Raw genomic sequence first — 22,613 nt, 5'->3', positions numbered from 1 at the left:
CCCGGCTCGCCGCCCGGGCCGCATCGATCAGGTCGGCATCGGAGAGCCCGCCAAGCGCTCCGGGATCGGCCACCGACACTTCGAACATGTGTGCGAGTCTACCGGCGTGGGGTGACAAGTCAGGGCCCGAAAGCCCTGATTGGGGATGGAATCGGCTTTGTGGATAAACGCCCCAAAGCTGGCGATTTCCTGGCGTCGACCGCGTCCGACCTCGCACACTGGGGATAGGCGCGCGAATTGAGCCTGAGATTCGCTCCGCGGATAGCCACCGGGAATGTTCGCTGACGGAAGAAGTGTGCCACCCCAGCCTTGAGTGCTAGCACTCTCCTGTATAGAGTGCTAGGCGGCAGGTCGGTCCACCCCCGTGTCGGCACCCGCGACGACGGCGCGAGGGAAGAGCCGGCCACCGAGTACACACACCTAAATCGAGTGAAGGGGCTCCATCGTGGCGAGCGTGAACATCAAGCCACTCGAGGACAAGATCCTCGTTCAGGCCAACGAGGCCGAGACCACGACCGCGTCCGGTCTGGTCATCCCCGACACCGCCAAGGAGAAGCCGCAGGAAGGCACCGTCGTCGCAGTTGGCCCCGGCCGCTGGGATGAGGATGGCGAGAAGCGGATTCCTCTGGACGTGTCGGAGGGCGACGTGGTCATCTACAGCAAGTACGGCGGCACCGAGATCAAGTACAACGGCGAGGAGTACCTGATCCTGTCGGCCCGCGACGTGCTGGCTGTCGTCTCCAAGTAGAGCGAATCGTGTTCCGCCCCGGACGTTCCCGTACATGCGGGTGATGTCCGGGGCGGTGCGCGTTCCACCCACCCGTCCCTAGGGAAAGACATTCATGAGTAAGCAGATCGAATTCAACGAAACCGCGCGTCGCGCCATGGAGGTCGGTGTCGACAAGCTCGCCGACGCGGTCAAGGTGACGCTGGGTCCCCGTGGCCGCCATGTGGTGCTCGCCAAGTCCTGGGGCGGGCCGACCGTCACCAACGACGGCGTGACCATCGCGCGCGACATCGACCTCGAGGATCCTTTCGAGAACCTCGGCGCACAGCTGGTCAAGTCCGTCGCGACCAAGACCAACGACGTCGCCGGCGACGGCACCACGACCGCCACCGTGCTGGCCCAGGCGCTCGTCAAGGCCGGCCTGCGCAACGTCGCCGCCGGGGCGAACCCGATCGCGCTGGGCGCGGGCATCTCCAAGGCCGCCGACGCCGTGTCGGAGGCCCTGCTGGCCTCGGCCACCCCGGTCAAGGATGCGAACGCCATCGGCCAGGTCGCCACCGTCTCGTCGCGTGACGAGCTGGTCGGCGAGCTCGTCGGCGAGGCGATGACCAAGGTCGGCAACGACGGCGTCGTGACGGTCGAGGAATCGTCGACGCTGGAGACCTACCTGGAGGTCACCGAGGGCGTCGGCTTCGACAAGGGCTACCTTTCGGCCTACTTCGTCACCGACTTCGATTCGCAGGAAGCGGTGCTCGAAGACGCGCTGGTGCTGCTGCATCGCGAGAAGATCAGCTCCCTGCCCGACCTGCTCCCGCTGCTGGAGAAGGTCGCCGAGGCCGGCAAGCCGCTGCTGATCGTGGCCGAAGACGTTGAGGGTGAGGCGCTTTCGACGCTGGTCGTCAACGCCATCCGCAAGACGCTCAAGGCCGTCGCCGTCAAGGCGCCGTTCTTCGGCGACCGTCGCAAGGCGTTCCTGGACGACCTCGCGGTCGTTACCGGCGGGCAGGTCGTCAACCCCGACGTGGGCCTGCTGCTGCGTGAGGCGGGTCTGGATGTGCTCGGCACGGCGCGTCGCGTCGTGGTCGACAAGGACAGCACCGTGATCGTCGACGGCGGCGGAACCCGGGATGCGATCGAGGCCCGCAAGGCCCAGCTGCGTGCCGAGATCGAGGTCTCCGACTCCGACTGGGATCGCGAGAAGCTCGAAGAGCGCCTGGCCAAGCTGGCCGGTGGCGTTGCCGTGATCAAGGTCGGCGCTGCCACCGAGACGGACCTGAAGAAGCGCAAGGAAGCCGTCGAGGACGCCGTGGCCGCTGCCAAGGCAGCGGTCGAGGAGGGCATCGTCGTCGGTGGTGGCGCAGCCCTCGTGCAGGCCCGTACCGCACTGGACAAGCTGCGTTCGGAGCTCAAGGGCGACGAGCTGCTCGGCGTCGAGGTGTTCGCGTCCGCGCTGTCGTCGCCGCTGTACTGGATCGCCACCAACGCCGGCCTGGACGGCTCGGTCGTGGTGAACAAGGTCTCCGAGCTGCCGGCGGGACAGGGCTTCAACGCCGCGACGCTGGAGTACGGCGATCTGATCGCCGACGGCGTCATCGACCCGGTCAAGGTCACCCGCTCCGCGGTCGTCAACGCGGCATCGGTGGCACGCATGGTGCTCACCACCGAGACCGCGATCGTCGACAAGCCGGCGGAGCCGGAGGATGACGGCCACGGCCACGGCCACGGTCATCACCACCACTGATCGATACACCGAAATATCGAAACACCCCCGGCCTGTACAGGCCGGGGGTGTTTTCGTTGAGGTGAGGCTCGGCCTTCCGCGCGTCGGGCCTCAGCGTCATGGGGGTGAGGAACTTCCTTCCGGGAATCCTTGTATGACAACAGAATTGATGTCCAGCAGGCAATGTCGCCAATTCCATTGCCGCACACGTCAATTAGTGGTCGATGAAATTAACTTGCTTAAGCAGTAGTCTGAATCATTATGGGAGAAAAGAGGATCACGAATCAGGGTCGGCTTTTTGCTGGAGCCGTGCTGGCAATCGGACTCGGGCTGGGTAGCGGGGTAGGAGCGGCTGTGGCGAACGCGGCGCCCATTACTCCGGGTATCGACATCAGCACCGACAAGCCTCATCACGACGATTGGAAGCACTGGGGGCGCGGCCCCGGAAAGGGACCCGTCGGCAAGTGGGCGGGAGCGGACTTCAACCGCAATGTCGACGCATGCGTCACCGCGACCGATCCCAGTGGTCTGGTCAGCGGATTCGTCTGTATCTAGCCGCCGAAACGCCTAACCTGCCTGTGAGATCGCACAGGCAGGTGAGCAGGCATGACCGGATCGCGACGCTGTCACGCAATCGCTTCTCTGTGCGCCGTCGCGGTCGTGGGTGGACCCGTGCCGCAGGCCGGTGCCGACCCGATCGATCCGATTCCGGGTAGCGGGTTCTTCCTCGTGGGCCCGGATATCAGCCCCGGGCTCTATCGGACGGACGGGACGGCATCGGTCTTCGGTGTCTGGATCAACGACGTGCCGACCCAGGACTCGATGTGCCTGTGGTTCACCTACAGCACCCCGGACGCGAACAAGGACAACGTCGTCTCGACGAACATCTCGATGGGGCCGATGTACGCGAACATCAACTCGACGGTGAAGGCCTTCGAGTCGCGGAACTGCGCACCCTGGGTGCGTGTTCCCTAGGCGGGGTTTGCCCGGACGACGGAGCCGGTATACCCTCGTCGGCGTGAACATCCAGCGTGCCGGCTACTGGCGCTTTATCGAGGCTCCGGGCGGAGCCGATAAAGCGCAGCGTTAAGCACGCATCCACCCGGAGCCCAGGCAGTGACCACAAGGTCGCTGCCTTTCGTCATTAAAGGGCGCCGGACCTTCACCCAGGTGCCCGTACCAGAAAGGCACCACCGTGAACATGGCGCAGATCGCCTCTCAGAACACCTCTGACCGGCGCGTCCTACGCTTCAGCGACATCCCCAGCCCGCACGATGTGCTCAGCGAGTTCCCGCTGGGCGCCCGCCGGGCCGACCGTGTCGCCCGCGACCGCGACGAGATCGCCGACATCCTCGCCGGACGCGACGATCGGCTGCTGGTCGTGGTGGGCCCGTGCTCCGTGCACGACCCGGCTGCCGCGCTCGACTACGCCAGCAGGCTCGTCAAGGTGGCCGATCAGCTCAGCGACCGCCTCAAGATCGTCATGCGGGTGTACTTCGAGAAGCCGCGCACCACGATCGGCTGGAAAGGCCTGATCAACGATCCGGGGATGGACGGCACGTTCGATGTGGCCCGCGGTCTGCGTCTCGCGCGTCAACTGCTGCTCGACATCATCGACATCGGTTTGCCGGTCGGGTGCGAATTCCTCGAGCCCACCAGCCCGCAGTACATCGCCGACGCCGTCGCGTGGGGGGCCATCGGGGCCCGCACCACGGAGTCGCAGGTGCACCGTCAGCTCGCGTCCGGACTGTCGATGCCCGTCGGCTTCAAGAACGGCACCGACGGCAACATCCAGGTGGCGGTCGACGGTGTGAAGGCCGCCGCCGCGCCGCACGTCTTCTTCGGGATGAACGACCTCGGCCGCGGGGCCCTCGTCAGCACACTCGGTAACGAGGACTGCCACGTGATCCTGCGCGGCGGCACCGACGGACCCAACTGCGACGCGGACTCCGTCGCCGGAACCGCCGACAAGCTCGTCAAGGCCGGTCTGCCGGGACGGGTGGTGATCGATTGCAGCCATGCGAACTCCGGCAAGGACCACGTGCGCCAAGCCCAGGTCGGCGCCGAGGTCGCACAGCTGGTGCGCGACGGACTGCCCGTCAGCGGCGTGATGCTGGAGAGCTTCCTCGTCGGTGGTGCGCAGGCGCCGGAGGCTCGTCCGCTCACCTACGGCCAGTCGGTCACCGACAAGTGCATGGATTGGGACGCCTCGGATCGGGTGCTGCGGGAGCTCGCGGCGGCGGTCGGGGACCGGAAAGCCGGTACGCGCGGCTGAGCCGTCCGCGCGGGCTCACGCCTCCAAGCGGGTGCGGATGCCGGCCATCCGGCGGCGCAGGTCGTCCTCGCTGATCACTCCGCGCGCCAGCAGAGAGTGCGCGAGCGCGACCAGTTGGTTCTCCGGATAGGGGAGGTCGGCATAGCGTGTCGCCGACAGGAGGTCCTCCTCGTCCCGGCGCCGCTTGAAGTCGGGCACATCGGCCTCGCAGGCGGCGCGGTCCAGCGCGTCGCAGAGTCCGTCCAGGCTGGTCTTCCAGGGCGGAACCGGGTTCTCCACGCCGTATTTCGCCGCCATCACCGGCCAAACGTGGTTGCGTTCGACGATCGCATTCAGTGTCGGGCTTTCGACCGACTCAACCGGCGGCGACGGGTCTCTGGTGGTCATGACGTTTCCCTACGGATGGACGGCCGGGCGGGTGTCGGTGATGACGTTGGAGGTGACCCCGGGTTTCGGCAACGCCACGCCGATCAGGCAGTCCCGGGTGAGGATCTCGGTGAGCTGGTCCTCGCTCCACCCGTCGGTGCCTTCCGGTCGCATGGGCATCACCATGAACCGGTGCTTCTGATTGGAATCCTCCACCCGCACAGCGACTTCGGCGGGCAGGTAGAGGCCGAACTCGGCGAGGACCTCGCGCGGCCACCGGGGGAGGCGCCGACGGTAGTTGGGCGTGCGGTACCACTCCGGCGAATTGCCCAGGATCGGGCGCGGGTAGCACGAACACAGTCCGCAGACGATGACGTTGTGCAGCGTCGGGGTGTCCTCGAGAACCGTGAAGGCCGTGAAGTCGCTCGGTGTGCCGAAACCCGTGGGCTCCAGCCAGTCCACGCCGACCTCCTTGCTGGCGGCCAGCGCGTCCGTCAGGGCCAGCTGCTTGAAATCGGGGTCCAGCCAGGACTTCGCGACCAGGCGCGCCGCAGGCGTGGGGCCGATCTGCTCGGAGAACTCCGTGAAGTGACGGTGATCCTCCGCGGTGAACAGGCCCTTCTCGATGCACAGTTCGCGCAGCGCGATCTCCAGAACCTCGAAGTCGGTGATCTCGTCGACCATCGGCTTCACCGTGCGGTCATGGTCGTGGTCATGATCGTGGTGGCTCATCGTCGAGCCCCTTTCTGCGGCAGGAAGTTTCAGTCAGGCCGGGGCGAGCCAGCGCTGCGGGATCTCGGTCCGGAGCTTGTCTTCGGGTGCTCCCGTGTAGCCGTACCAGAGCTTCGGCATATCGAACTCGACGATGTAGAACCATTCGGCCGGTGCGTCGGTCAGGCCCCACGTCTCGTCCTCGGCGGCAGGGCTCTCGTAGGCCACCGAGGCGATGCGTCCGGTCGCCCCGCGGACGTACTCCGGCGTGCGGGTGTAGAAGATGACCGGGATGTCGCGGACCACGACGCTGTCGCCCACGGCGAAGGCAGGGTCTCCGGCTTTGCCCGCATAGATCTGTGGATCACCGATGCCCTGGGCCCGAGTGTGGTGGGAATTGCGAGGAACCTCCGAACCGTCTCCCACCGATTTCGGTTGCGCTTCGAGCTTCTTGCCGTCCAGGCCGCCGTCGTAGCGCGCCTGCACCTCGGCCATTCGCTCGCTGAGCTCGCCCAAAGTGATGAGGTGCTTTTCCACCAGCACCCGCGCCACCGCGATCAACCACCGTGCGTAGTACGGCAGCCCCAGATATTGGGCACGCCCGACGTCGACGTTGCCGATCCGGCGGCGTTCCTCGGACATCCAGATGCCGCGCGCCCCCAGGACCTCGCACATGATGTACGTCAGTTCTTCCCACTGCTCGTACTGCTTGTTCTCGTACTTGAGTGGGGCGTCCGGTTCGCCGACGACGTCGTGGACGGGCTTGAGGTAGGCCTTGATACGCGGATGGTCGAGCATGTCCGCTGTCGGCGCGTCGGGCAGTTCGGGGAACGCCGATCGCAGGCGGGATACCAGGTGCAACTGTTCGGCACGCTCGGATGACGCGCTCATGATCGGAGTTGTGGTGCGCTACCGGCCATTGGAAGGCCTTTCCAGCTATCGCGGGAGACGCGCGGTTCTCAAGCGTCGACGGCAACCGGACCGCTGCTGGCTGCCCACTCACGCTGCTGCGGAAAGCCAGTGCAACAGCACTTTTCGTTCTGAGAACGAAGCCCCCCACGCTCCACAGCACTGCAGTGCGCTCGTCGAGATCGAGGCGCCGAACGTTTCGAGGCTAGCACCGCGAATCAGACGGCGGCAATAGCCGCTGCGGGTCTGGCGGCCACCCTGGTGCGGTGCGTCGATGCCGTTGCAAACACAAGGCGGGCCAACGGGATACGGGTGAGCGGCCGACGATCAAGATCACGGCCTGGTGGCCGGTGGATCCGGCCTGGCTGTGTTCAGGCGCTGCGGCGGATACCGCGCTTGAGCAGGAGTTCGCGTTCGGACTCGCTCAATCCGCCCCAGATGCCGTAGGGCTCACCTACGGCCAGTGCATGCGAGCGGCACTGTGCGATCACGGGGCACCGGCGGCACATCTCCTTGGCGCGCATCTCACGCTGTGCGCGAGCCCGTCCACGCTCGCCGTCGGGATGGAAGAACATCGCGGAGTCGACGCCCCGGCAAACACCCTGCATCTGCCAATCCCAGATGTCAGCATTGGGACCCGGAAGTTGTTGCGGCTGCGGCAATGGAGAACCTTTCCCTCGGACTCGGTACGCGTCGCGTCGGATGCGTGAGTCGTGGAACCAATCCGAGCACAGTCGCCGATGACCACTCGTGCACACAACGTAGAAGGGCTTGAGAATTTCCGTCAATAGCCCCGCGCTGTGCGCAAGTGCATACCCGCGGGCCGAGAATTTACATCCCGTTCATCAAAGTGACTTTTGCTCAACGGAACTGGTGATAAAGCGGCCCGGCTCCCCGGTCGGTGACCCGGCATTTCGGCGTGGAATTCTCAGTAAACGCTGACAACGGCGCACCTTTGTCCACCCCGTCGTTGACATGGCGGTAACACGGGGTGCACGAACTGTTAACTGACGCAATATTCAAATCAGGCCGGAATTGATACCGTCGCCCTCCGATGGACACCACTGCTGCGATTTCCGCAAACGAACTCGCCGATGCGGCCTTCGGCTCCGACCCCGGCCGGTGGCCACTCCCGGCGGCCACCGGCGCCGAGGCGCTCTGGCTGCGTGCGGTCGCCGCCGGCGGTCAGGGCCGCTACGCCTGTGCCATCGTCGACCTCGACCGGCTGGCCCGCACCCCCCGTCCGGCAGCTATCTCGTCGATGATGCTCAGCACCCGCGCGTCGTTCCTGCGGCAGCTCGGCTGGCACGACCTCGCGAGGGCCTGGGACGGGCGCGCCGCCGCCGCGGCTGACACCGCCGAGGCGGCCGGCGACGCACTCGTCGGGTTGGCCGCCGACGCGTTGGGCGTCGGCCGGTATGACGCATCCGAGCGGGCGCTCGAGCGCGCGGCGGAGTCGGTCGGTGCGGCCGGCTCGCCCCGGCAGGAGGTCAGACTGGCCTGGGTGTCGGCGGAGTTGGCGATGTTCCTCGGGAACGGGGCCACCGCGGTCGGTCATGCCGAGCGGGCGGTCCGGTTGGCCGCAGACGTCGTATCGGTGCGACACCGAGTGAAGTCGCAGATCGTGCTGGCCGCCGCGCTGTGCAGCAGCGGCGACCTCGCCGCGGCCCGGCGTGAAGGTGACGCGGCCTTGGCCGATACGCAGCGGTACGGTCTCGTGCCGCTGCAGTGGGCGATCGCGTCGATGCTCGCCGACATCGGGTCCGAGACCCGCCCGGAGGCCGAAATCCGGGCCGTTCGGGACGGCTGTGCACAGACCGTCGTGAGATGGGGCGGCGTGTGGCGTCCGCGCTAACCGGGTTGTGCCCATGTCTGTCGTTATTGTTTAGCTGAGCCGGCACCGACTGGTACCGGCAGATACGGCCACCTCCCCTCCGGGTGTGTGTCCCCGACGTAACGCTGGAGAGCCTGCTCACGATGACAATTTCGGGAGAACGTCTCGATGATGTCGTTGCTGCAGCAGTGGCCGGCGATCGGGATGCACTCCGGGAGGTGCTGGAGACCATCCGCCCCCTCGTCGTCCGGTACTGCCGGGCGCGGGTGGGAACCGCGGAACGAAGCGGTCTCTCAGCTGATGACGTAGCTCAGGAGGTGTGCTTGGCCGCCATAACGGCGCTGCCGCGTTACAGGGACCAGGGACGACCGTTTCTGGCCTTCGTGTACGGGATCGCAGCGCATAAGGTTGCTGACGCGCACCGGGCAGCTGGTCGCAACCGGGCCGATCCGATGGATGTGGTCCCGGAGCGATACTCCGGTGAAGCCGGGCCCGAGCAGATGGCCATCGACTCCGAGTCCTCGGCGCGGATGGCCGAACTGCTCCAGGTGCTCCCCGAGAAACAGCGCGAGATCCTGATCCTGCGTGTCGTCGTCGGCATGAGCGCGGAGGAGACGGCCGTTGCGGTGGGCAGTACCGCCGGTGCGGTCCGCGTGGCGCAGCACCGCGCGCTGTCCCGGTTGAAGGCGGAGATCACGGCGACGGGGCAGGGGCGCGACTATGCCTGACTTCGGACGACCTGAATTCGGACGTGGGAACAGCGGCGGCGATCCGTCGCTCCACGAGATCAACCGCATCGACCAGATGCTCGACGCACTGGGTGCCCAGCAGCAGCCGTACGTCACCGACCACGCCGAGGCCGAGCTGGCCCAGCTGCTGGCCGGCTGGCGGGACGACGTGCGCGAGACCCCGATGGGGCACGTCGCGACGCCGCAGCAGGCCGAGGCGGCGCTGTACCGCACGCCGACGGCGAAGCCGTCCGGTCCCGGCCGACGGTTCTCACTCGCCCTCGTCGGCTCGGCCGCGGCAGCGGTGCTGGCCATCGGCGGGTTCGGTGCCGTGGTCGCGGGCTCCGGCCCGGGCGACGCGCTGTACGGGATGCGCACGATGCTGTTCGGTGAGCAGACCCAGACCCGTGACGACGCGGTGATACTGGCCGCCCAGACCGAGATGCAGCAGGTACAGCAGCTCATCGAGCAGGGCGACTGGCAGGGCGCGCAGGCCAAGCTGGAGGCGGTCACCACGACGGTCGCGACCGTTGGTGACGTCGACCAGAAAGAAGAGCTGATCGCTCAGTGGCAGGAGCTGACGGTCAAGGTCGAAGCCCAGGACCCGGTCGCGACGGTGCCGCCCGGCGCCCCGCTGCCCACGTTCCCCGAACTGCCGGCGGTGCTGCTCGAACCCGGCACGACCTCGTCGGAGACGACCGCGCCTTCGTCGGAGACGACGGCACCTTCGTCGGAGACGACGACCGCGCCTTCCTCCGAGACGACCGCGCCTTCCTCCGAGACGACGGCACCTTCGTCGGGGACGACGGCACCTTCGTCGGTGACGACCGCGCCTTCGTCGGCCACACCGTCGTCGTCGGTGGGTGCGACCCGGTCCTCGACAAGCGTGCCGCCGACAAGCGTGCCGCCGACCTCGACGACCGTGCCGCCGACAAGCGTGCCGACGTCGACCACGGTGGTGCGTCAGTCGACGACCGTGTCATCACCGAGCACGCCGCCACCGACCACGACTGTTCAGGCGCCGACGACGACTGCTCAGGCGCCTGCGACGACGTCTGCCGCGACCGCATCTGCGGAGACCAGCGCACCGGCTCCGGCCGAGGAGCCCGCACCGTCACCGACGGCAGCGGTCCCGACGACTGTGGTTCCGACGACAACGACGCCGCTGTTGCTCCCGGGAGTGGGCGAGTAGGAGAGAAGTCGAATTCGGCTGTCAGCGATAGCCGTCGGATTCCGACGCGGCTTCGTTGAGCGACGCATCGGCATAACCCCGGCAGTAGTCCCATGTGACGTAGGAGTCAGGCTCGGGGTCGTAAGCGGGTTCGTGCGGACGGACGGTGCCGTCGACCAGCAGCTGCAGCAGGTTGGCGCGCAGCATGTCCCAGTCGTGGTAGTGATCCTGCTGACATTCGTCACAGCAGACGACGAGACCGCGAATTCCCTTGTGGGCCAACAGGGCCTCGTAGACCGCGAGGTCGGCCAGATCGGCCTCGACGGCGATGCGTTCCTGGGGATCCAGCGGCTGCCCTGGTTCCAGGGCGTCGAGCGCCGCCGACGGATCGCTCGGATCGTCGGCGAACGGGTCAGGCGGCAGTCCTGGTGGCAGGTGGTCTCGCACGTCCCCAGACTACGCAGCCCCCCAGGTATCGCGCCAGCGCTCATCGGGCAGGTCGCCGTGCCGATAAGATGGAATTTTCCAGGTGTTACGGAAGGCTCATTACATGTCGATCGCCGAAAGCAGCATCCCCATCGCGGTGCCGGTGCCCACGGGCGGCGATGACCCCACCAAGATCGCGATGCTCGGCCTCACCTTCGACGACGTCCTGCTGCTGCCCGCCGCGTCGGATGTGATTCCGGCGACAGCCGATACCTCCAGTCAGCTGACCCGGCGGATCCGTCTGAAGGTGCCGTTGGTCAGCTCGGCGATGGACACCGTCACCGAATCACGCATGGCCATCGCGATGGCCCGCGCCGGCGGCATGGGCGTCCTGCACCGCAACCTTCCTGTCGCCGAACAGGCCGCCCAGGTCGAGACCGTGAAGCGCTCCGAGGCCGGCATGGTCACCGACCCGGTCACCTGCTCCCCGGACAACAGCCTCGCCGAGGTCGACGCGATGTGCGCACGGTTCCGGATCTCCGGGCTGCCGGTGGTGGACAACTCGGGCTCTCTGGTGGGAATCATCACCAACCGCGACATGCGGTTCGAGGTCGACCAGTCCAAGCCGGTCTCCGAGGTGATGACCAAGGCCCCGCTGATCACCGCCCAGGAGGGGGTGTCCGCGGAAGCCGCACTGGGACTGTTGCGCCGCAACAAGATCGAGAAGCTCCCGATCGTCGACGGGCACGGCAAGCTGACCGGCCTGATCACGGTCAAGGACTTCGTCAAGACCGAGCAGTTCCCGCTCTCCACCAAGGACAGTGACGGCCGGCTGCTCGTCGGCGCGGCCGTCGGCGTCGGCGAGGACGCGTGGACGCGGGCGATGACGCTCGCCGACGCGGGTGCCGACGTGCTCATCGTCGACACCGCGCACGCGCACAACCGCGGCGTGCTCGACATGGTGGCGCGGCTCAAGCGTGCCGTCGGGGACCGCGTCGAGGTGGTCGGCGGCAACGTCGCGACCCGCGCCGCGGCCGCCGCCCTCGTGGAGGCCGGCGCCGACGCGGTCAAGGTCGGGGTCGGCCCCGGCTCGATCTGCACCACCCGCGTGGTCGCCGGTGTCGGCGCCCCGCAGATCACCGCGATCCTGGAAGCTGTGGCGGCGTGCGCGCCGCACGGAGTTCCGGTGATCGCCGACGGCGGGCTGCAGTACTCCGGTGACATCGCCAAGGCGCTGGCCGCGGGCGCGTCGACCGCGATGCTGGGCTCGCTGCTGGCGGGCACCGCGGAATCGCCCGGCGATCTGATCTTCGTCAATGGCAAGCAGTTCAAGAGCTACCGCGGAATGGGGTCGCTCGGCGCGATGCAGGGCCGGGGTGCCACGGGGAACCTGCGTGGCTCCTTCTCGAAGGACCGCTACTTCCAGGACGACGTACTGTCCGAGGACAAGCTGGTGCCCGAGGGTATCGAGGGACGGGTGCCGTTCCGCGGCCCACTGTCCACCGTGATCCACCAGCTGGTCGGTGGTCTGCGCGCCGCGATGGGCTACACCGGCTCCGCCACCATCGAAGCGCTGCAGCAGGCGCAGTTCGTCCAGATCACCGCGGCCGGGCTCAAGGAGAGCCATCCCCACGACATCACGATGACCGTCGAGGCGCCGAACTACACCACCCGCTAGGGTCTACGGGGCCGAACAGGGGAGTCAACATGCGAGACATGGTGGAAATCGGCATGGGCCGGACCGCCCGTCGCACCTACGAGCTCAGCGACATCAACATCGTGCCGTCGCGGCGGACACGTTCGTCCAAGGACGTGTCGACCGCATGGCAGCTCGACGCGTACCGGTTCGAGATCCCGGTCGTAGCGCATCCGACCGACGCGCTGGTGTCGGTCGAGTTCGCGATCGAGCTCGGCCGGCTCGGCGGGCTCGGCGTGCTCAACGGTGAGGGCCTGATCGGCAGGCACGCCGACGTCGAGGACAAGATCGCGCAGGTCACCGAGGTCGCCGACAAGGATCCCGACCCCGCCGCGGCCACCCGCCTGCTGCAGCGGCTGCACGCCGCACCGCTGGACCCGGAACTGCTCGGTGCCGCGGTCGCGCGGATCCGTGAGGCCGGCGTCACCACCGCGGTGCGCGTCAGCCCGCAGAACGCGCAGGCATTGACGCCGACGCTGGTCCAGGCCGGTATCGACCTGCTGGTCATCCAAGGCACCATCATCTCCGCCGAGCGGGTCGCCAAGGACCACGACGGCGCGGGCGAGCCGCTGAACCTGAAGACGTTCATCTCCGAGCTCGACGTGCCGGTGGTCGCCGGCGGCGTGCTCGACCACCGCACCGCGCTGCACCTGATGCGGACCGGGGCGGCAGGCGTCATCGTCGGCTACGGGTCGACCGAAGGCGTCACCACCTCCGACGAGGTGCTCGGGATCAGCGTGCCGATGGCCACCGCGATCGCCGACGCCGCCGCCGCCCGCCGGGAGTACCTCGACGAGACGGGCGGGCGGTACGTCCACGTCCTCGCCGACGGCGACATCCACACCTCCGGAGACCTCGCCAAGGCGATCGCGTGCGGTGCCGATGCCGTCGTGCTCGGCACCCCGCTGGCCATCTCGGCCGAGGCGCTGGGCGGAGGCTGGTTCTGGCCGGCCGCCGCCGCGCACCCGTCGCTGCCGCGCGGCTCCCTGCTGCAGGTGGTCGACGAGGACCGGCCGTCGCTGGCGCAGGTGCTCAACGGGCCGTCCGACGACCCGTTCGGATCGCTGAACCTGGTGGGCGGGCTGGCCCGCTCGATGGCCAAGGCCGGCTACTGCGACCTCAAGGAATTCCAGAAGGTCGGGCTCACCGTCGGCCGCTGACGGTCACCGCAGGCTGCGCAGCGTCCGGACCAGGTAGTCGTCCACGAGCCCCGACCGGCCGGTGGACTTGTCGGTGGTGATCAGCAACGCGTACAGGCCGAGCAAGAAATAGATCGCGCTGTTCATCGGCTGCACGTCATCGGCGATCTCGCCGCGCTGCCGGGCGTTTTCGATCTGGGCGGCGACCAGCACGATCACCGGATGATCGCCGCCGTGCTCGGTGTCGTTTGCGCGGCTCGCCGCGGCCGGCGGCCGGGTGGGCGAGAAGTGCAGCGCCAGGAAGTCCTTGAACAACACCGCCCCGAGCCGGCGTTCCAGCCCCATCACCAGATCCGCCGCCTCGCGCAGCGTGGACGCCAGATCGTGGTGGGTCTTGGCGAATGTCGCGAACCGCTTGGCGATGCGGTCCTCCTCACGGCGCTCGAGCTCAAGGAGCACGTGCTCCTTGGTCGGGAAGTGGAAGAAGAACGTCCCGTGAGCAACGCCCGCGGCGGCGACGATCGCGCCGACGTCGGCGTCGGCCATGCCGGCCCGTTTGAACTCGGCGATGGCGGCGCCCAACAGCCGTTCCCTGGTCTGCAGCCGCTTCGCCTCGCGCGCCGTGATCCCGTCCGCCACGCCGATGACAGTAGACGAGGACGAAAATCTCACGTTAGGGTCGCCTCCCTAGCAAGTTACCGACGGGTAAGTTCATACTGGATTGATGACGCCTGACTATGACGTGCTGATCATCGGCTCGGGGTTCGGCGGCAGCGTGAGCGCGCTGCGGCTGACCGAGAAGGGCTACCGCGTCGGTGTGCTGGAGGCCGGCCGCCGCTACGCCGACGACGAGTTCGCCAAGACGTCGTGGAACCTGCGCAAGTTCCTGTGGGCGCCGCAGTTCGGTATGTACGGCATCCAGCGCATCCACCTGCTGCGCAACGTGATGATCCTCGCCGGCGCGGGTGTCGGGGGCGGATCGCTGAACTATGCGAACACCCTGTACGTGCCGCCGGAGCCGTTCTTCAACGATGCGCAGTGGCGCGACATCACCGACTGGCGCGCCGAGTTGATGTCGCACTACGACCAGGCGCAGCGGATGCTCGGTGTGGTGACCAACCCGACGTTCACCGACGCCGACCGCATCATGAAGGAGGTCGCCGAGGACATGGGCGTCGGCGACACGTTCGTCCCCACGCCGGTCGGCGTGTTCTTCGGCCCGGACGGCGAGAAGGCGCCCGGGAAGACCGTGGCGGACCCGTACTTCGGCGGCGCGGGCCCTGACCGCACCGGCTGCATCGAGTGCGGGTCCTGTATGACCGGATGCCGGTACGGCGCCAAGAACACGCTGCTGAAGAACTATCTCGGCCTCGCCGAACGTGCCGGCGCCCAGGTGCATTCGCTGACGATGGTGACCGGGTTCGAGCAGCGCCCCGACGGACTGTGGGAAGTGCACACCGTGCGCACCGGCGGCAAGCTGCGGCGCCGGCGCAAGACCTTCACGGCCGAACACCTGATCCTGGCCGCCGGCACCTACGGCACCCAGAAGCTGCTGTTCAAGATGCGCGACCGCGGCAAACTCCCCAAGCTGTCCGACCGGCTCGGCGTGCTGACCCGCACCAACTCCGAATCCATCGTCGGCGCAGGGCGTTTGAAGGTCGGAGACGACCTCGATCTGACCCACGGCGTCGCGATCACCTCGTCGATCCACCCGACCGAGGACACCCATGTCGAGCCGGTGCGCTACGGCAAGGGCTCGAATGCGATGGGGCTGCTGCAGACCCTGATGACCGACGGCACCGGGCCGGGTGGCACCGACACCCCGCGGTGGCGCCAGCTCGTCGAGACCGCGCGCGAGGACCCGAAGGGCACACTGCGACTGCTCAACCCGCGCCGATGGAGCGAACGCACCATGATCGCGCTGGTCATGCAGCACCTGGACAACTCGATCACCACCTACACCCGCAAGACCAGATTCGGGTTCCGGATGCTCGACAGCAAGCAGGGCCACGGTGAACCCAACCCGAGCTGGATCCCGGCCGGCAACGAGGTCACCCGGCGCATCGCGAAGAAGATCGACGGGGTCGCCGGTGGCACGTGGGGGGAGCTGTTCAACATCCCGCTCACCGCGCACTTCCTCGGCGGTGCCGCGATCGCGGACTCGCCCGAGCGTGGCGTCATCGACGCGTACCAGCGGGTGTGGAACTACCCGACGCTCTCGGTGATGGACGGTGCCGCGATCTCGGCGAACCTCGGTGTGAACCCGTCGCTTTCGATCACCGCGCAGGCCGAGCGGGCGGCGGCGCTGTGGCCGAACAAGGGGGAGGACGACCTGCGGCCGGCGCAGGGGCAGCCGTACCGGCGGCTGGATCCGGTCGCGCCCAAGCACCCGGTGGTTCCGGCCGACGCACCCGCGGCGCTGCGCAGGATCCCGATCGAACCGGTCAGCTCCACGGGATAGATTGCCGCGAACAGGCTCCCAGGTCGCTGGGAGCCTATCAGCTTCGGGCTGTGAACAGCCGTGTGGTGGCAGCGTCGCTCGGTGCGGTCGTCGTCGTGGCGGCGTCGGTGTTCGGTGCGGCTCCCAGTTCCGCCGCGCCGGTGACCGACGGCCTGTACGGAGATCCGGAGGCGGCGACCCGCTATTGGGAACCCCAAACCGAAAGCGACTGCGGTCTGCTGGCCGCCCGGACGGTGATCGGTGAACTCACCGGGGCGCCGCCGACCGAACGCGAGATCATCGACCTGGCCACCAGCACCCCGAGCGAATGCACTCCGGGACAACCGGTCTACGACGAGAGCATCGACCCGTCCGACGGTGGAACCGGCCACGGTACCTGCACCGACGATCTCGTCCTGCTGCTCAGGCACTACGGGGTCAATGCCGACTACACCAACGACGACGAAGCGGGCAGCGGGGGACAGGCCACCGGAATCGACGCGCTGGCGGGCTATCTGGGCGACGGTCGGCAAGCGCTGGTGTGCGTGAACGCCGCAACCATCTGGGACACCGACGACGACCGTACCGAGTGTGACCACATGGTGACGGTGGCGGCCATCGACTTCGACAACGACATCGTCTACCTCGGCGACAGCGGAGCCGACGACACCCGCGGCGAGCAGGTCAGCATCGACACCTTCACGACGGCGTGGGCCACCGGGGGCCACGAGCTCGTCGTCACCGCGCCCCGCTGACGATCAGGCACCAGAGTTCGCGGCCGCTGACGATCACCTCGGCGCCGTCCAGCCTTGCCGGTGCGGCGTCGTCGCCCGCGGTGTCGACCACCGCGCTGACCTCGACCTCGCTGTCCGCCGCAGTCACCACGATGCGCGCCGAGTTCGACGCGCGGCGCAGCACATCGCCCAGTGGCGTTGCGAGCGCAGCGATCTGCGGCTCCGTGAGGTCCGGGAGCGTGCCGCAGACGTCGATGACCACATCGATGCGGCGGTCCTCGGCGGCGTCGATCAACGGGCGGATCTGCTGCATCAACGGATGGTCGAAAGTGCCGGCCTGATCGAACAACGTGCGCAGCCGCCGGCATTCGGCGCGGGCACGCAACTGCATGTCCGCAGTCACCGGTTCGCCGCGGGTCAGCTCCTCCAGCAGGGGAACGACGTTGGCGACGATGTCGGCGTATCGGCGTTGATATTCGGCGCGCAGCGCCTGTGAGACGCGTTCCCGGGTCAGAAGCCGCTGGCGGGTCTGGTTCTCGACGGCGACGACGGTGGCGGCATCGCGCATCAGCCCGTTGAACACCAGCGCGAACACCTGCACGGCGAGGATGCTCGCGGTCCCGAGGCCGATGTTGACAAGCGTCTCGGCAGACGGGTCGCGGATGACGAGCACCGCGCTGTTGACGAGCCAGTATCCGGTGACGATCGCCGCGCCCGTGCGGGTGGGCAGTGCGAGCAGCAGTGGGACGACGCACCATCCGATCGCGCCCTGTGCCCAGTGCGCGTAGCCGATGACCTGGTCGGTGGGCAGCAGCGCGGGTTGGATGATCGCGACGGCCAATACCGCCGCGGCGGCGGGCCATGCGAAGCCCCAACGCCGCCACACGATTCCGGGGATCGCGGCGAGCGCGCCGAGGGCGGCGAGGCCGCCGAGGGCGGCGTCTGCCTGCGGCACGGTGATGGCGAGGTTCACCACCGCGTAGACGGTGAGGGCCAGGCCGAACCGGATCCGGGTCCGATCGATGAGCCGGTCGGGGTCGGCGGTGTCGGACACGCTCGGCGGCGGCGTCGCCGTCCAGGTCAGTTCGACGACGGTGCCTGCGCCGGGTGCCGAAGTGATGCGGGCCTCGCCCCCGGCGCGAGTCATCCGGCCGACGATCGACTCGTCGACGCCGTGGCCGCGACGTGGCGCGTCGGGGTCGAATCCGACACCGTCATCAACGAGCCGTATCCCGTTGCCGGACACGGTGACCTGCAGCGTGGTGGCATCGGCGTGCCGGTCGACGTTGGTCATCGCCTCGCGTGCCGCGGCGATCACCGGGTATGCGGTCGCGCCCGGCAGCCACAACCGGTCGACTCCGTCGAAGGTGACCGCAGTCGACAGGTGGCGGGCGCATTCGCGCAGCGCCGCAACGAGTTCCATCCGCGGCAGCGGAGCTTCCCAGTGATTCTCGTTGAGCAGGTCCAGATCTCGCCGCGCCTGGGCAGCGAGTCGCTCGGCGGGGAGCGAGGTGCCCTGGCCGACCATCAGCAGCGTCGAGGCGGCGGTGTCGTGCAGCAGTGCGAGTTGTTCGCGTTCGTAATCGCGGACCGCATGCGTGACCCTTTCGGCGACTTCGGCTTCCGCGCGCTCGTCGCGCGCGCGGTCCACCGCGCCCGCGACGTGCAACAGCATGAACCGGATGATCGAGGCGGTGGCGCACTGGACGGCGAAGTAGTACAGCGCAGGGACCGACGAGACGTACTCCCAGCCCGTGAGTTGGGCGGCACCGGCCGCGTAGGCGGCCGCGATCGCGAGCGTCATCGGGATGCTCGCGAGCACCGACACCGACACCGACAGGCTCACCACGGCCGTTCCCGCGATCGCCTGCGGTGCGGTGTTGAACGTGTAGAAGTCCGCGGCGGGGGTCAGCACCGGGATGGCCAGGCAGACCGCCAGCACCGCCCCGAAGTCGGCGGCCAACAGCGCGGGGGAGTGCGAGCGTGTCACGAGGCGGTACAGCGACCACATCGCCAGCACGGCCAACAGGCACCTGCCTGCCGGCAGCGCGCCGGAGAGCGGATCGGCGAGCGCGACCAGCGACACACCGAGGTTGGCGGTGTTGCGCATCAACAGGCCGATGTGGGCGGCCCGGGTCATCAACTGATGCCGTGCCGCCGGTTCCCGGCCGCCCCCGCTTGTCGCCACGGCCCTCCCCAGCGAACCTCGTGCAAGTCAACGTAGTCGGGACCGGTGTCGGCGCGAGGCTGGCTGACGTCGGTCGAACGTATGAATTCTCGGCCGGCGGCGTCCATCGATCACGAATTGACATATTCAGCAACGATGCGCGGGCTTTCTGTCGCGCCGTGTTCCGGGCTGAGATTAAATACCGGGCGGGGGGCAGGTATCTGCCGAAGAGATCTGACGGGGGAGGCATCGGAGGATGTCCCGCGAGGGCGAAGCGCAGAAGTCGGTCCGCATCGTGACCATCGACGACCACGACGTGGTGCACGCCGGGATCCAGGCATGGTGTGCGGAGGCGGACCCGCCGATCGAACTCGTGGAGAGCTTCATGCGACCCGCGGAGTTCTTCATCACATACTCCGGTGAGGCCGACGACATCGACGTGGTGTTGCTGGATCTGCAGATCGAGGGCAACCGGCCGGACTTCGACGCGCTGGCCGAACTCGCCGCGGCGGGTCGACGCGTGATCGTCTACTCGCACATCACGACCGACGAGGTCATCCTGACCTGTCTGGAACTCGGCGCGGTGACCTATCTGGTGAAGTCCGAGGGAAAACGCCACCTCATCGATGCCATCCACTCGGCACACGCCGCCACGCCCTACGTCGGCCCGCGGATGGGCAAGGCGATGCTGAACGACAGCAGCGTCGGCCGGATCAAGCTGACCGAGCGCGAGAAGCAGGTGCTCGTCGCGTGGTTCCAGACCGAGAGCAAGGACCTCGTCGCCGAGCGGCTGTACATCGCGCCGACGACCGTCCGCACCCACCTGCAACGGGCCAGGGCCAAGTACGCCGCAGCCGGGCGGCCGGCGTCGACCAAGTCCGCGCTGCTCGCACGCGCCATCGAAGACGGGATCCTGAGCCTGAAGGACCTCTACTAGCGAAATCGTCCGTTCGGCCGACAGACGCCGGCGCGGCGCGGCCCATAGCATCTGCTGTGCTCGGGGGAGCCGATGTGGTTGCCGGGTGCGCTCGGGTGGTTGGGCGGGCAGGGGGTGCGCCGAACCACCGGGCGCTCCGGCGACCACATCGCCCACCGACGTCACCGAGGCCGACACCTCACTAGACTGTCCCGGTGGATTCTGCAGCTCCCCGCCCTGTGTTGATCGTCGACTTCGGCGCGCAGTACGCGCAGCTCATCGCCCGACGCGTCCGGGAGGCGAGAGTCTTCTCCGAGGTCGTCCCGCACACCGCCGGAGTCGACGAGATCAAAGCGCGCAACCCGCGGGCCATCGTGCTGTCCGGCGGGCCGTCCAGCGTGTACGCCGACGGGGCGCCGCAACTCGACCCGGCGCTGTTCGATCTCGACATCCCGGTGTTCGGTATCTGCTACGGCTTCCAGGCGATGGCGCAGGCGCTCGGCGGCACAGTGGCACGCACCGGGACCAGCGAGTACGGCCGCACCGAGCTGAACGTCGCCGGTGGAGAACTGCATGCCGACCTGCCTGCCGTCCAGCCGGTCTGGATGAGCCACGGCGACGCGGTCACCGCGGCTCCCGAGGGTTTCGACGTGGTGGCCACCAGCAGTGGCGCGCCGGTCGCCGCGTTCGAGAACCGCGCCCGGCGGCTGGCCGGTGTGCAGTACCACCCGGAGGTTCTGCACAGCCCGCACGGACAGCAGGTGCTGAGCCGCTTCCTGCACGACTTCGCCGGCATCGACGCGACCTGGACTCCGGCCAACATCGCCGAGGCCCTCGTCGAGCAGGTGCGCACGCAGATCGGCGACGGGCGCGCGATCTGCGGGCTGTCCGGAGGTGTCGACTCCGCGGTGGCGGCAGCGTTGGTGCAGCGCGCCATCGGCGACAGGCTCACCTGCGTGTTCGTCGATCACGGGCTCCTGCGTGCCGGTGAGCGGGCACAGGTGCAGCGCGATTTCGTCGCGGCCACCGGCGCCAACCTGGTGACCGTCGATGTCGCCGACCGGTTCCTGGAAGCCCTGTCAGGGGTGACCAACCCCGAAGGCAAGCGCAAGATCATCGGCCGGGAGTTCATCCGTGCCTTCGAGGGCGCGGTACGCGACACCCTCGGCGCGGCTGACGGTGAGGTGGAGTTCCTCGTGCAGGGCACTCTGTACCCGGATGTGGTGGAGTCCGGCGGTGGAAGCGGCACGGCGAACATCAAGAGCCATCACAACGTCGGCGGACTGCCCGACGACTTGAAGTTCTCCCTCGTCGAACCGCTGCGGCTGCTGTTCAAGGACGAGGTCCGTGCGGTCGGCCGGGAACTCGGTCTGCCGGAGGAAATCGTTGCGCGGCAACCCTTCCCGGGGCCCGGGCTGGGTATCCGGATCATCGGGGAGGTGACCGCCGATCGGCTCGACACTCTGCGCCGCGCCGACGCGATCGCCCGTGAAGAGCTCACCTCGGCGGGTCTGGATCACCAGATCTGGCAGTGCCCGGTGGTCCTTCTGGCCGACGTCAGGTCGGTCGGTGTGCAAGGTGACGGACGCACCTACGGGCACCCCATCGTGCTGCGGCCGGTGTCCAGCGAGGACGCCATGACCGCGGATTGGACCCGGGTGCCCTACGAAGTGCTGGAACGGATTTCGACCCGGATCACCAACGAGGTGCCCGAGGTCAATCGGGTCGTGCTGGACGTCACGAGTAAGCCGCCGGGCACCATCGAGTGGGAGTGACTACTCGCCGGCGGCTTCGGCATCCCTGGTGATCAGGTCCCCGAGGAGCCGGGCGACCACCGATTCGACGGCGGACTCGATCGAAAACGCCAGTGTGGCGCCGACAGCAGAGACCGCCTGGGTGCGGAAGCGCACCAAAGTCGTTATCAGCTCGGCGACTTCGACGTCATCGGGCATCGCCGCACCCGGGTTGATCTTGTCCACCACCTCGTCGAGGCCTGCCTGCACAAGGATCGCACTGATCTGATCCAGCAGCGGGCTCACCTGTTCGTGGACGTCGATCACCTTGTCGAGAGCCATGCCGTACTGCCGGATCTCGATGAACGCCTCCACCAGGGTGGGCCGCACGATGGTGGCATGGTCGTCGTCGAGCCGGATGATCCCGAGGGCGACCAGCCGGTCGAAGCCGGCCGGGTCGTCGATCAGCCTGTGCGCCTGGGAGATCAGCATCCGCTGCGGTTTCTCGGTGGCCCAGCTGCCCGCGATCGCGGACTCCAGGCCGAGCATGTCGCCGAGATCCTTGCCCTGCTCCCACGCGGTCAGCATCTCCTTGACGTGCGCGATGTTGTAGCCCCGGTCGAGCATCGAGGTGATGAGCCGCAGCCGGGTCACATGCGTGTCGTTGAACAACGCGATCCGCCCCACCCTCAGTGGCGGATGCAGCAGCCCGCGGTCCCGGTACACCCGGATGTTGCGGGTCGTGGTGCCCGCGAGCCGCGCCAGCTCCTCGATCCGGTATTCGCCGGATTCGACGCCACCGTGCGGCTTGGCCGCGGCGTCGAACAACTGCGACACCGCGCTCTCGACCACATCGCGGGAGCCGCGGCGCAGCCGGCGCAGGATGGTCTGGATCGGGCCGGACATATCAGCGAAGATACT

Annotated in this window: 22 protein-coding genes; 14 read left to right on the top strand and 8 right to left on the bottom strand. The window is 67.9% G+C overall.

The features are described from left to right. Nucleotides 1-445: 445 nt before the first annotated feature. The 5 genes from groES (at nt 446) to BST38_RS23190 (ending at nt 4,722) form a co-directional block, all read left to right on the top strand. A complete protein-coding gene (gene groES, locus BST38_RS23210; protein ID WP_003929249.1) occupies nt 446-748 on the top strand; it encodes a co-chaperone GroES in 303 nt (100 codons plus the stop codon). Nucleotides 749-842: 94 nt separating this feature from the next. After that, the gene (gene groL, locus BST38_RS23205; RefSeq protein ID WP_083145840.1) at nt 843-2,468 is read left to right on the top strand and encodes a chaperonin GroEL; all 1,626 of its coding nucleotides are present in this window, start codon (nt 843-845) and stop codon (nt 2,466-2,468) included. Between the two features lie 333 nt (nt 2,469-2,801). Then, a complete protein-coding gene (locus BST38_RS23200; RefSeq protein ID WP_083145839.1) occupies nt 2,802-3,002 on the top strand; it encodes a hypothetical protein in 201 nt (66 codons plus the stop codon). A gap of 51 nt (nt 3,003-3,053) precedes the next feature. Continuing rightward, nucleotides 3,054-3,422: an Rv1352/Rv1906c domain-containing protein gene (locus BST38_RS23195; protein WP_083145838.1), complete on the top strand. Its 369-nt coding sequence runs from the start codon at nt 3,054-3,056 to the stop codon at nt 3,420-3,422. Nucleotides 3,423-3,642: 220 nt separating this feature from the next. Then, complete coding sequence (locus BST38_RS23190) at nt 3,643-4,722, top strand: 3-deoxy-7-phosphoheptulonate synthase (RefSeq protein WP_083145837.1); 1,080 nt, start codon at nt 3,643-3,645, stop codon at nt 4,720-4,722. Between the two features lie 15 nt (nt 4,723-4,737). On the opposite strand, the gene BST38_RS23185 is transcribed toward BST38_RS23190, so the two are convergent. The 4 genes from BST38_RS23185 to BST38_RS23170 form a co-directional block, all read right to left on the bottom strand. Beyond that, the gene (locus BST38_RS23185) at nt 4,738-5,109 is read right to left on the bottom strand and encodes a thiocyanate hydrolase (protein ID WP_083145836.1); all 372 of its coding nucleotides are present in this window, start codon (nt 5,107-5,109) and stop codon (nt 4,738-4,740) included. 9 nt (nt 5,110-5,118) lie between these two features. Beyond that, nucleotides 5,119-5,820: a thiocyanate hydrolase subunit gamma gene (scnC, locus tag BST38_RS23180; protein WP_083145835.1), complete on the bottom strand. Its 702-nt coding sequence runs from the start codon at nt 5,818-5,820 to the stop codon at nt 5,119-5,121. Between the two features lie 33 nt (nt 5,821-5,853). Beyond that, nucleotides 5,854-6,690: an SH3-like domain-containing protein gene (locus tag BST38_RS23175; RefSeq protein WP_083145834.1), complete on the bottom strand. Its 837-nt coding sequence runs from the start codon at nt 6,688-6,690 to the stop codon at nt 5,854-5,856. Nucleotides 6,691-7,079: 389 nt separating this feature from the next. Further along, nucleotides 7,080-7,370, bottom strand: coding sequence for a WhiB family transcriptional regulator (locus BST38_RS23170; RefSeq protein WP_083145833.1), 291 nt, complete (start codon nt 7,368-7,370; stop codon nt 7,080-7,082). A 392-nt stretch (nt 7,371-7,762) separates the two neighbouring features. Here BST38_RS23170 and BST38_RS23165 point away from each other — a divergent pair, with 392 nt between their 5' ends. The 3 genes from BST38_RS23165 (at nt 7,763) to BST38_RS23155 (ending at nt 10,462) form a co-directional block, all read left to right on the top strand. Next, the gene (locus tag BST38_RS23165) at nt 7,763-8,563 is read left to right on the top strand and encodes a hypothetical protein (protein WP_083145832.1); all 801 of its coding nucleotides are present in this window, start codon (nt 7,763-7,765) and stop codon (nt 8,561-8,563) included. A gap of 122 nt (nt 8,564-8,685) precedes the next feature. Beyond that, the gene (locus BST38_RS23160; protein ID WP_083145849.1) at nt 8,686-9,270 is read left to right on the top strand and encodes a sigma-70 family RNA polymerase sigma factor; all 585 of its coding nucleotides are present in this window, start codon (nt 8,686-8,688) and stop codon (nt 9,268-9,270) included. Then, nucleotides 9,263-10,462, top strand: coding sequence for an anti-sigma-D factor RsdA (locus BST38_RS23155; RefSeq protein ID WP_083145831.1), 1,200 nt, complete (start codon nt 9,263-9,265; stop codon nt 10,460-10,462). Before BST38_RS23160 ends, BST38_RS23155 begins: the two co-directional genes overlap by 8 nt. Nucleotides 10,463-10,483: 21 nt before the next feature. On the opposite strand, the gene BST38_RS23150 is transcribed toward BST38_RS23155, so the two are convergent. Next, the gene (locus BST38_RS23150; RefSeq protein WP_083145830.1) at nt 10,484-10,888 is read right to left on the bottom strand and encodes a DUF5319 domain-containing protein; all 405 of its coding nucleotides are present in this window, start codon (nt 10,886-10,888) and stop codon (nt 10,484-10,486) included. Nucleotides 10,889-10,991: 103 nt separating this feature from the next. Between BST38_RS23150 and guaB the strand changes: the two genes are divergently transcribed. Continuing rightward, a complete protein-coding gene (guaB, locus tag BST38_RS23145) occupies nt 10,992-12,545 on the top strand; it encodes an IMP dehydrogenase (RefSeq protein WP_083145829.1) in 1,554 nt (517 codons plus the stop codon). A 29-nt stretch (nt 12,546-12,574) separates the two neighbouring features. After that, on the top strand, nt 12,575-13,723 hold the full coding sequence (locus BST38_RS23140) for a GuaB3 family IMP dehydrogenase-related protein (protein WP_083145828.1): 1,149 nt from the start codon (nt 12,575-12,577) through the stop codon (nt 13,721-13,723). A gap of 3 nt (nt 13,724-13,726) precedes the next feature. Here the strand turns inward: BST38_RS23140 and BST38_RS23135 are convergent, their stop codons facing one another. Continuing rightward, nucleotides 13,727-14,347, bottom strand: a complete 621-nt coding sequence (locus BST38_RS23135; RefSeq protein WP_420872567.1) for a TetR family transcriptional regulator — start codon at nt 14,345-14,347, stop codon at nt 13,727-13,729. A 79-nt stretch (nt 14,348-14,426) separates the two neighbouring features. On the opposite strand from BST38_RS23135, the gene BST38_RS23130 reads away from it, so the two are divergent. Then, nucleotides 14,427-16,163, top strand: coding sequence for a GMC family oxidoreductase (locus BST38_RS23130; protein ID WP_083145826.1), 1,737 nt, complete (start codon nt 14,427-14,429; stop codon nt 16,161-16,163). Between the two features lie 50 nt (nt 16,164-16,213). Beyond that, nucleotides 16,214-16,897 (top strand): hypothetical protein, encoded by a 684-nt coding sequence (locus BST38_RS23125; RefSeq protein WP_083145825.1) that lies wholly within the window; start codon nt 16,214-16,216, stop codon nt 16,895-16,897. On the opposite strand, the gene BST38_RS29905 is transcribed toward BST38_RS23125, so the two are convergent. Further along, on the bottom strand, nt 16,881-19,064 hold the full coding sequence (locus BST38_RS29905) for a sensor histidine kinase (RefSeq protein ID WP_237160892.1): 2,184 nt from the start codon (nt 19,062-19,064) through the stop codon (nt 16,881-16,883). The genes BST38_RS23125 and BST38_RS29905 overlap by 17 nt on opposite strands. 235 nt (nt 19,065-19,299) lie before the next feature. Between BST38_RS29905 and BST38_RS23115 the strand changes: the two genes are divergently transcribed. Further along, nucleotides 19,300-19,980, top strand: a complete 681-nt coding sequence (locus tag BST38_RS23115; protein WP_083145823.1) for a response regulator — start codon at nt 19,300-19,302, stop codon at nt 19,978-19,980. 194 nt (nt 19,981-20,174) lie between these two features. Next, on the top strand, nt 20,175-21,734 hold the full coding sequence (gene guaA, locus BST38_RS23110) for a glutamine-hydrolyzing GMP synthase (RefSeq protein WP_083145822.1): 1,560 nt from the start codon (nt 20,175-20,177) through the stop codon (nt 21,732-21,734). Here the strand turns inward: guaA and BST38_RS23105 are convergent, their stop codons facing one another. After that, nucleotides 21,735-22,598 carry a MerR family transcriptional regulator gene (locus BST38_RS23105; RefSeq protein WP_083145821.1) on the bottom strand — a complete coding sequence of 288 codons (864 nt, stop codon included), beginning with the start codon at nt 22,596-22,598 and terminating at the stop codon, nt 21,735-21,737. It lies immediately after the preceding gene. Nucleotides 22,599-22,613 lie beyond the last annotated feature (15 nt).

The organism is Mycolicibacterium parafortuitum, from assembly GCF_002086815.1.
Taxonomy (GTDB): domain Bacteria; phylum Actinomycetota; class Actinomycetes; order Mycobacteriales; family Mycobacteriaceae; genus Mycobacterium; species Mycobacterium parafortuitum.
Note: the sequence above shows the minus strand (reverse complement) of the source record. Positions and strands in the feature narration are given on the sequence as shown.

Bases quoted from the DNA above. Each gene is read 5' to 3' on its own strand.
- groL (WP_083145840.1), top strand. From the start codon at position 843: ATGAGTAAGCAGATCGAATTCAACGAAACCGCGCGTCGCGCCATGGAG.
- BST38_RS23195 (WP_083145838.1), top strand. From the start codon at position 3,054: ATGACCGGATCGCGACGCTGTCACGCAATCGCTTCTCTGTGCGCCGTC.
- BST38_RS23185 (WP_083145836.1), bottom strand. From the start codon at position 5,109: ATGACCACCAGAGACCCGTCGCCGCCGGTTGAGTCGGTCGAAAGCCCG.
- scnC (WP_083145835.1), bottom strand. From the start codon at position 5,820: ATGAGCCACCACGATCATGACCACGACCATGACCGCACGGTGAAGCCG.
- BST38_RS23175 (WP_083145834.1), bottom strand. From the start codon at position 6,690: ATGAGCGCGTCATCCGAGCGTGCCGAACAGTTGCACCTGGTATCCCGC.
- BST38_RS23165 (WP_083145832.1), top strand. From the start codon at position 7,763: ATGGACACCACTGCTGCGATTTCCGCAAACGAACTCGCCGATGCGGCC.
- BST38_RS23160 (WP_083145849.1), top strand. From the start codon at position 8,686: ATGACAATTTCGGGAGAACGTCTCGATGATGTCGTTGCTGCAGCAGTG.
- BST38_RS23155 (WP_083145831.1), top strand. From the start codon at position 9,263: ATGCCTGACTTCGGACGACCTGAATTCGGACGTGGGAACAGCGGCGGC.
- guaB (WP_083145829.1), top strand. From the start codon at position 10,992: ATGTCGATCGCCGAAAGCAGCATCCCCATCGCGGTGCCGGTGCCCACG.
- BST38_RS23140 (WP_083145828.1), top strand. From the start codon at position 12,575: ATGCGAGACATGGTGGAAATCGGCATGGGCCGGACCGCCCGTCGCACC.
- BST38_RS23130 (WP_083145826.1), top strand. From the start codon at position 14,427: ATGACGCCTGACTATGACGTGCTGATCATCGGCTCGGGGTTCGGCGGC.
- BST38_RS23115 (WP_083145823.1), top strand. From the start codon at position 19,300: ATGTCCCGCGAGGGCGAAGCGCAGAAGTCGGTCCGCATCGTGACCATC.
- BST38_RS23105 (WP_083145821.1), bottom strand. From the start codon at position 22,598: ATGTCCGGCCCGATCCAGACCATCCTGCGCCGGCTGCGCCGCGGCTCC.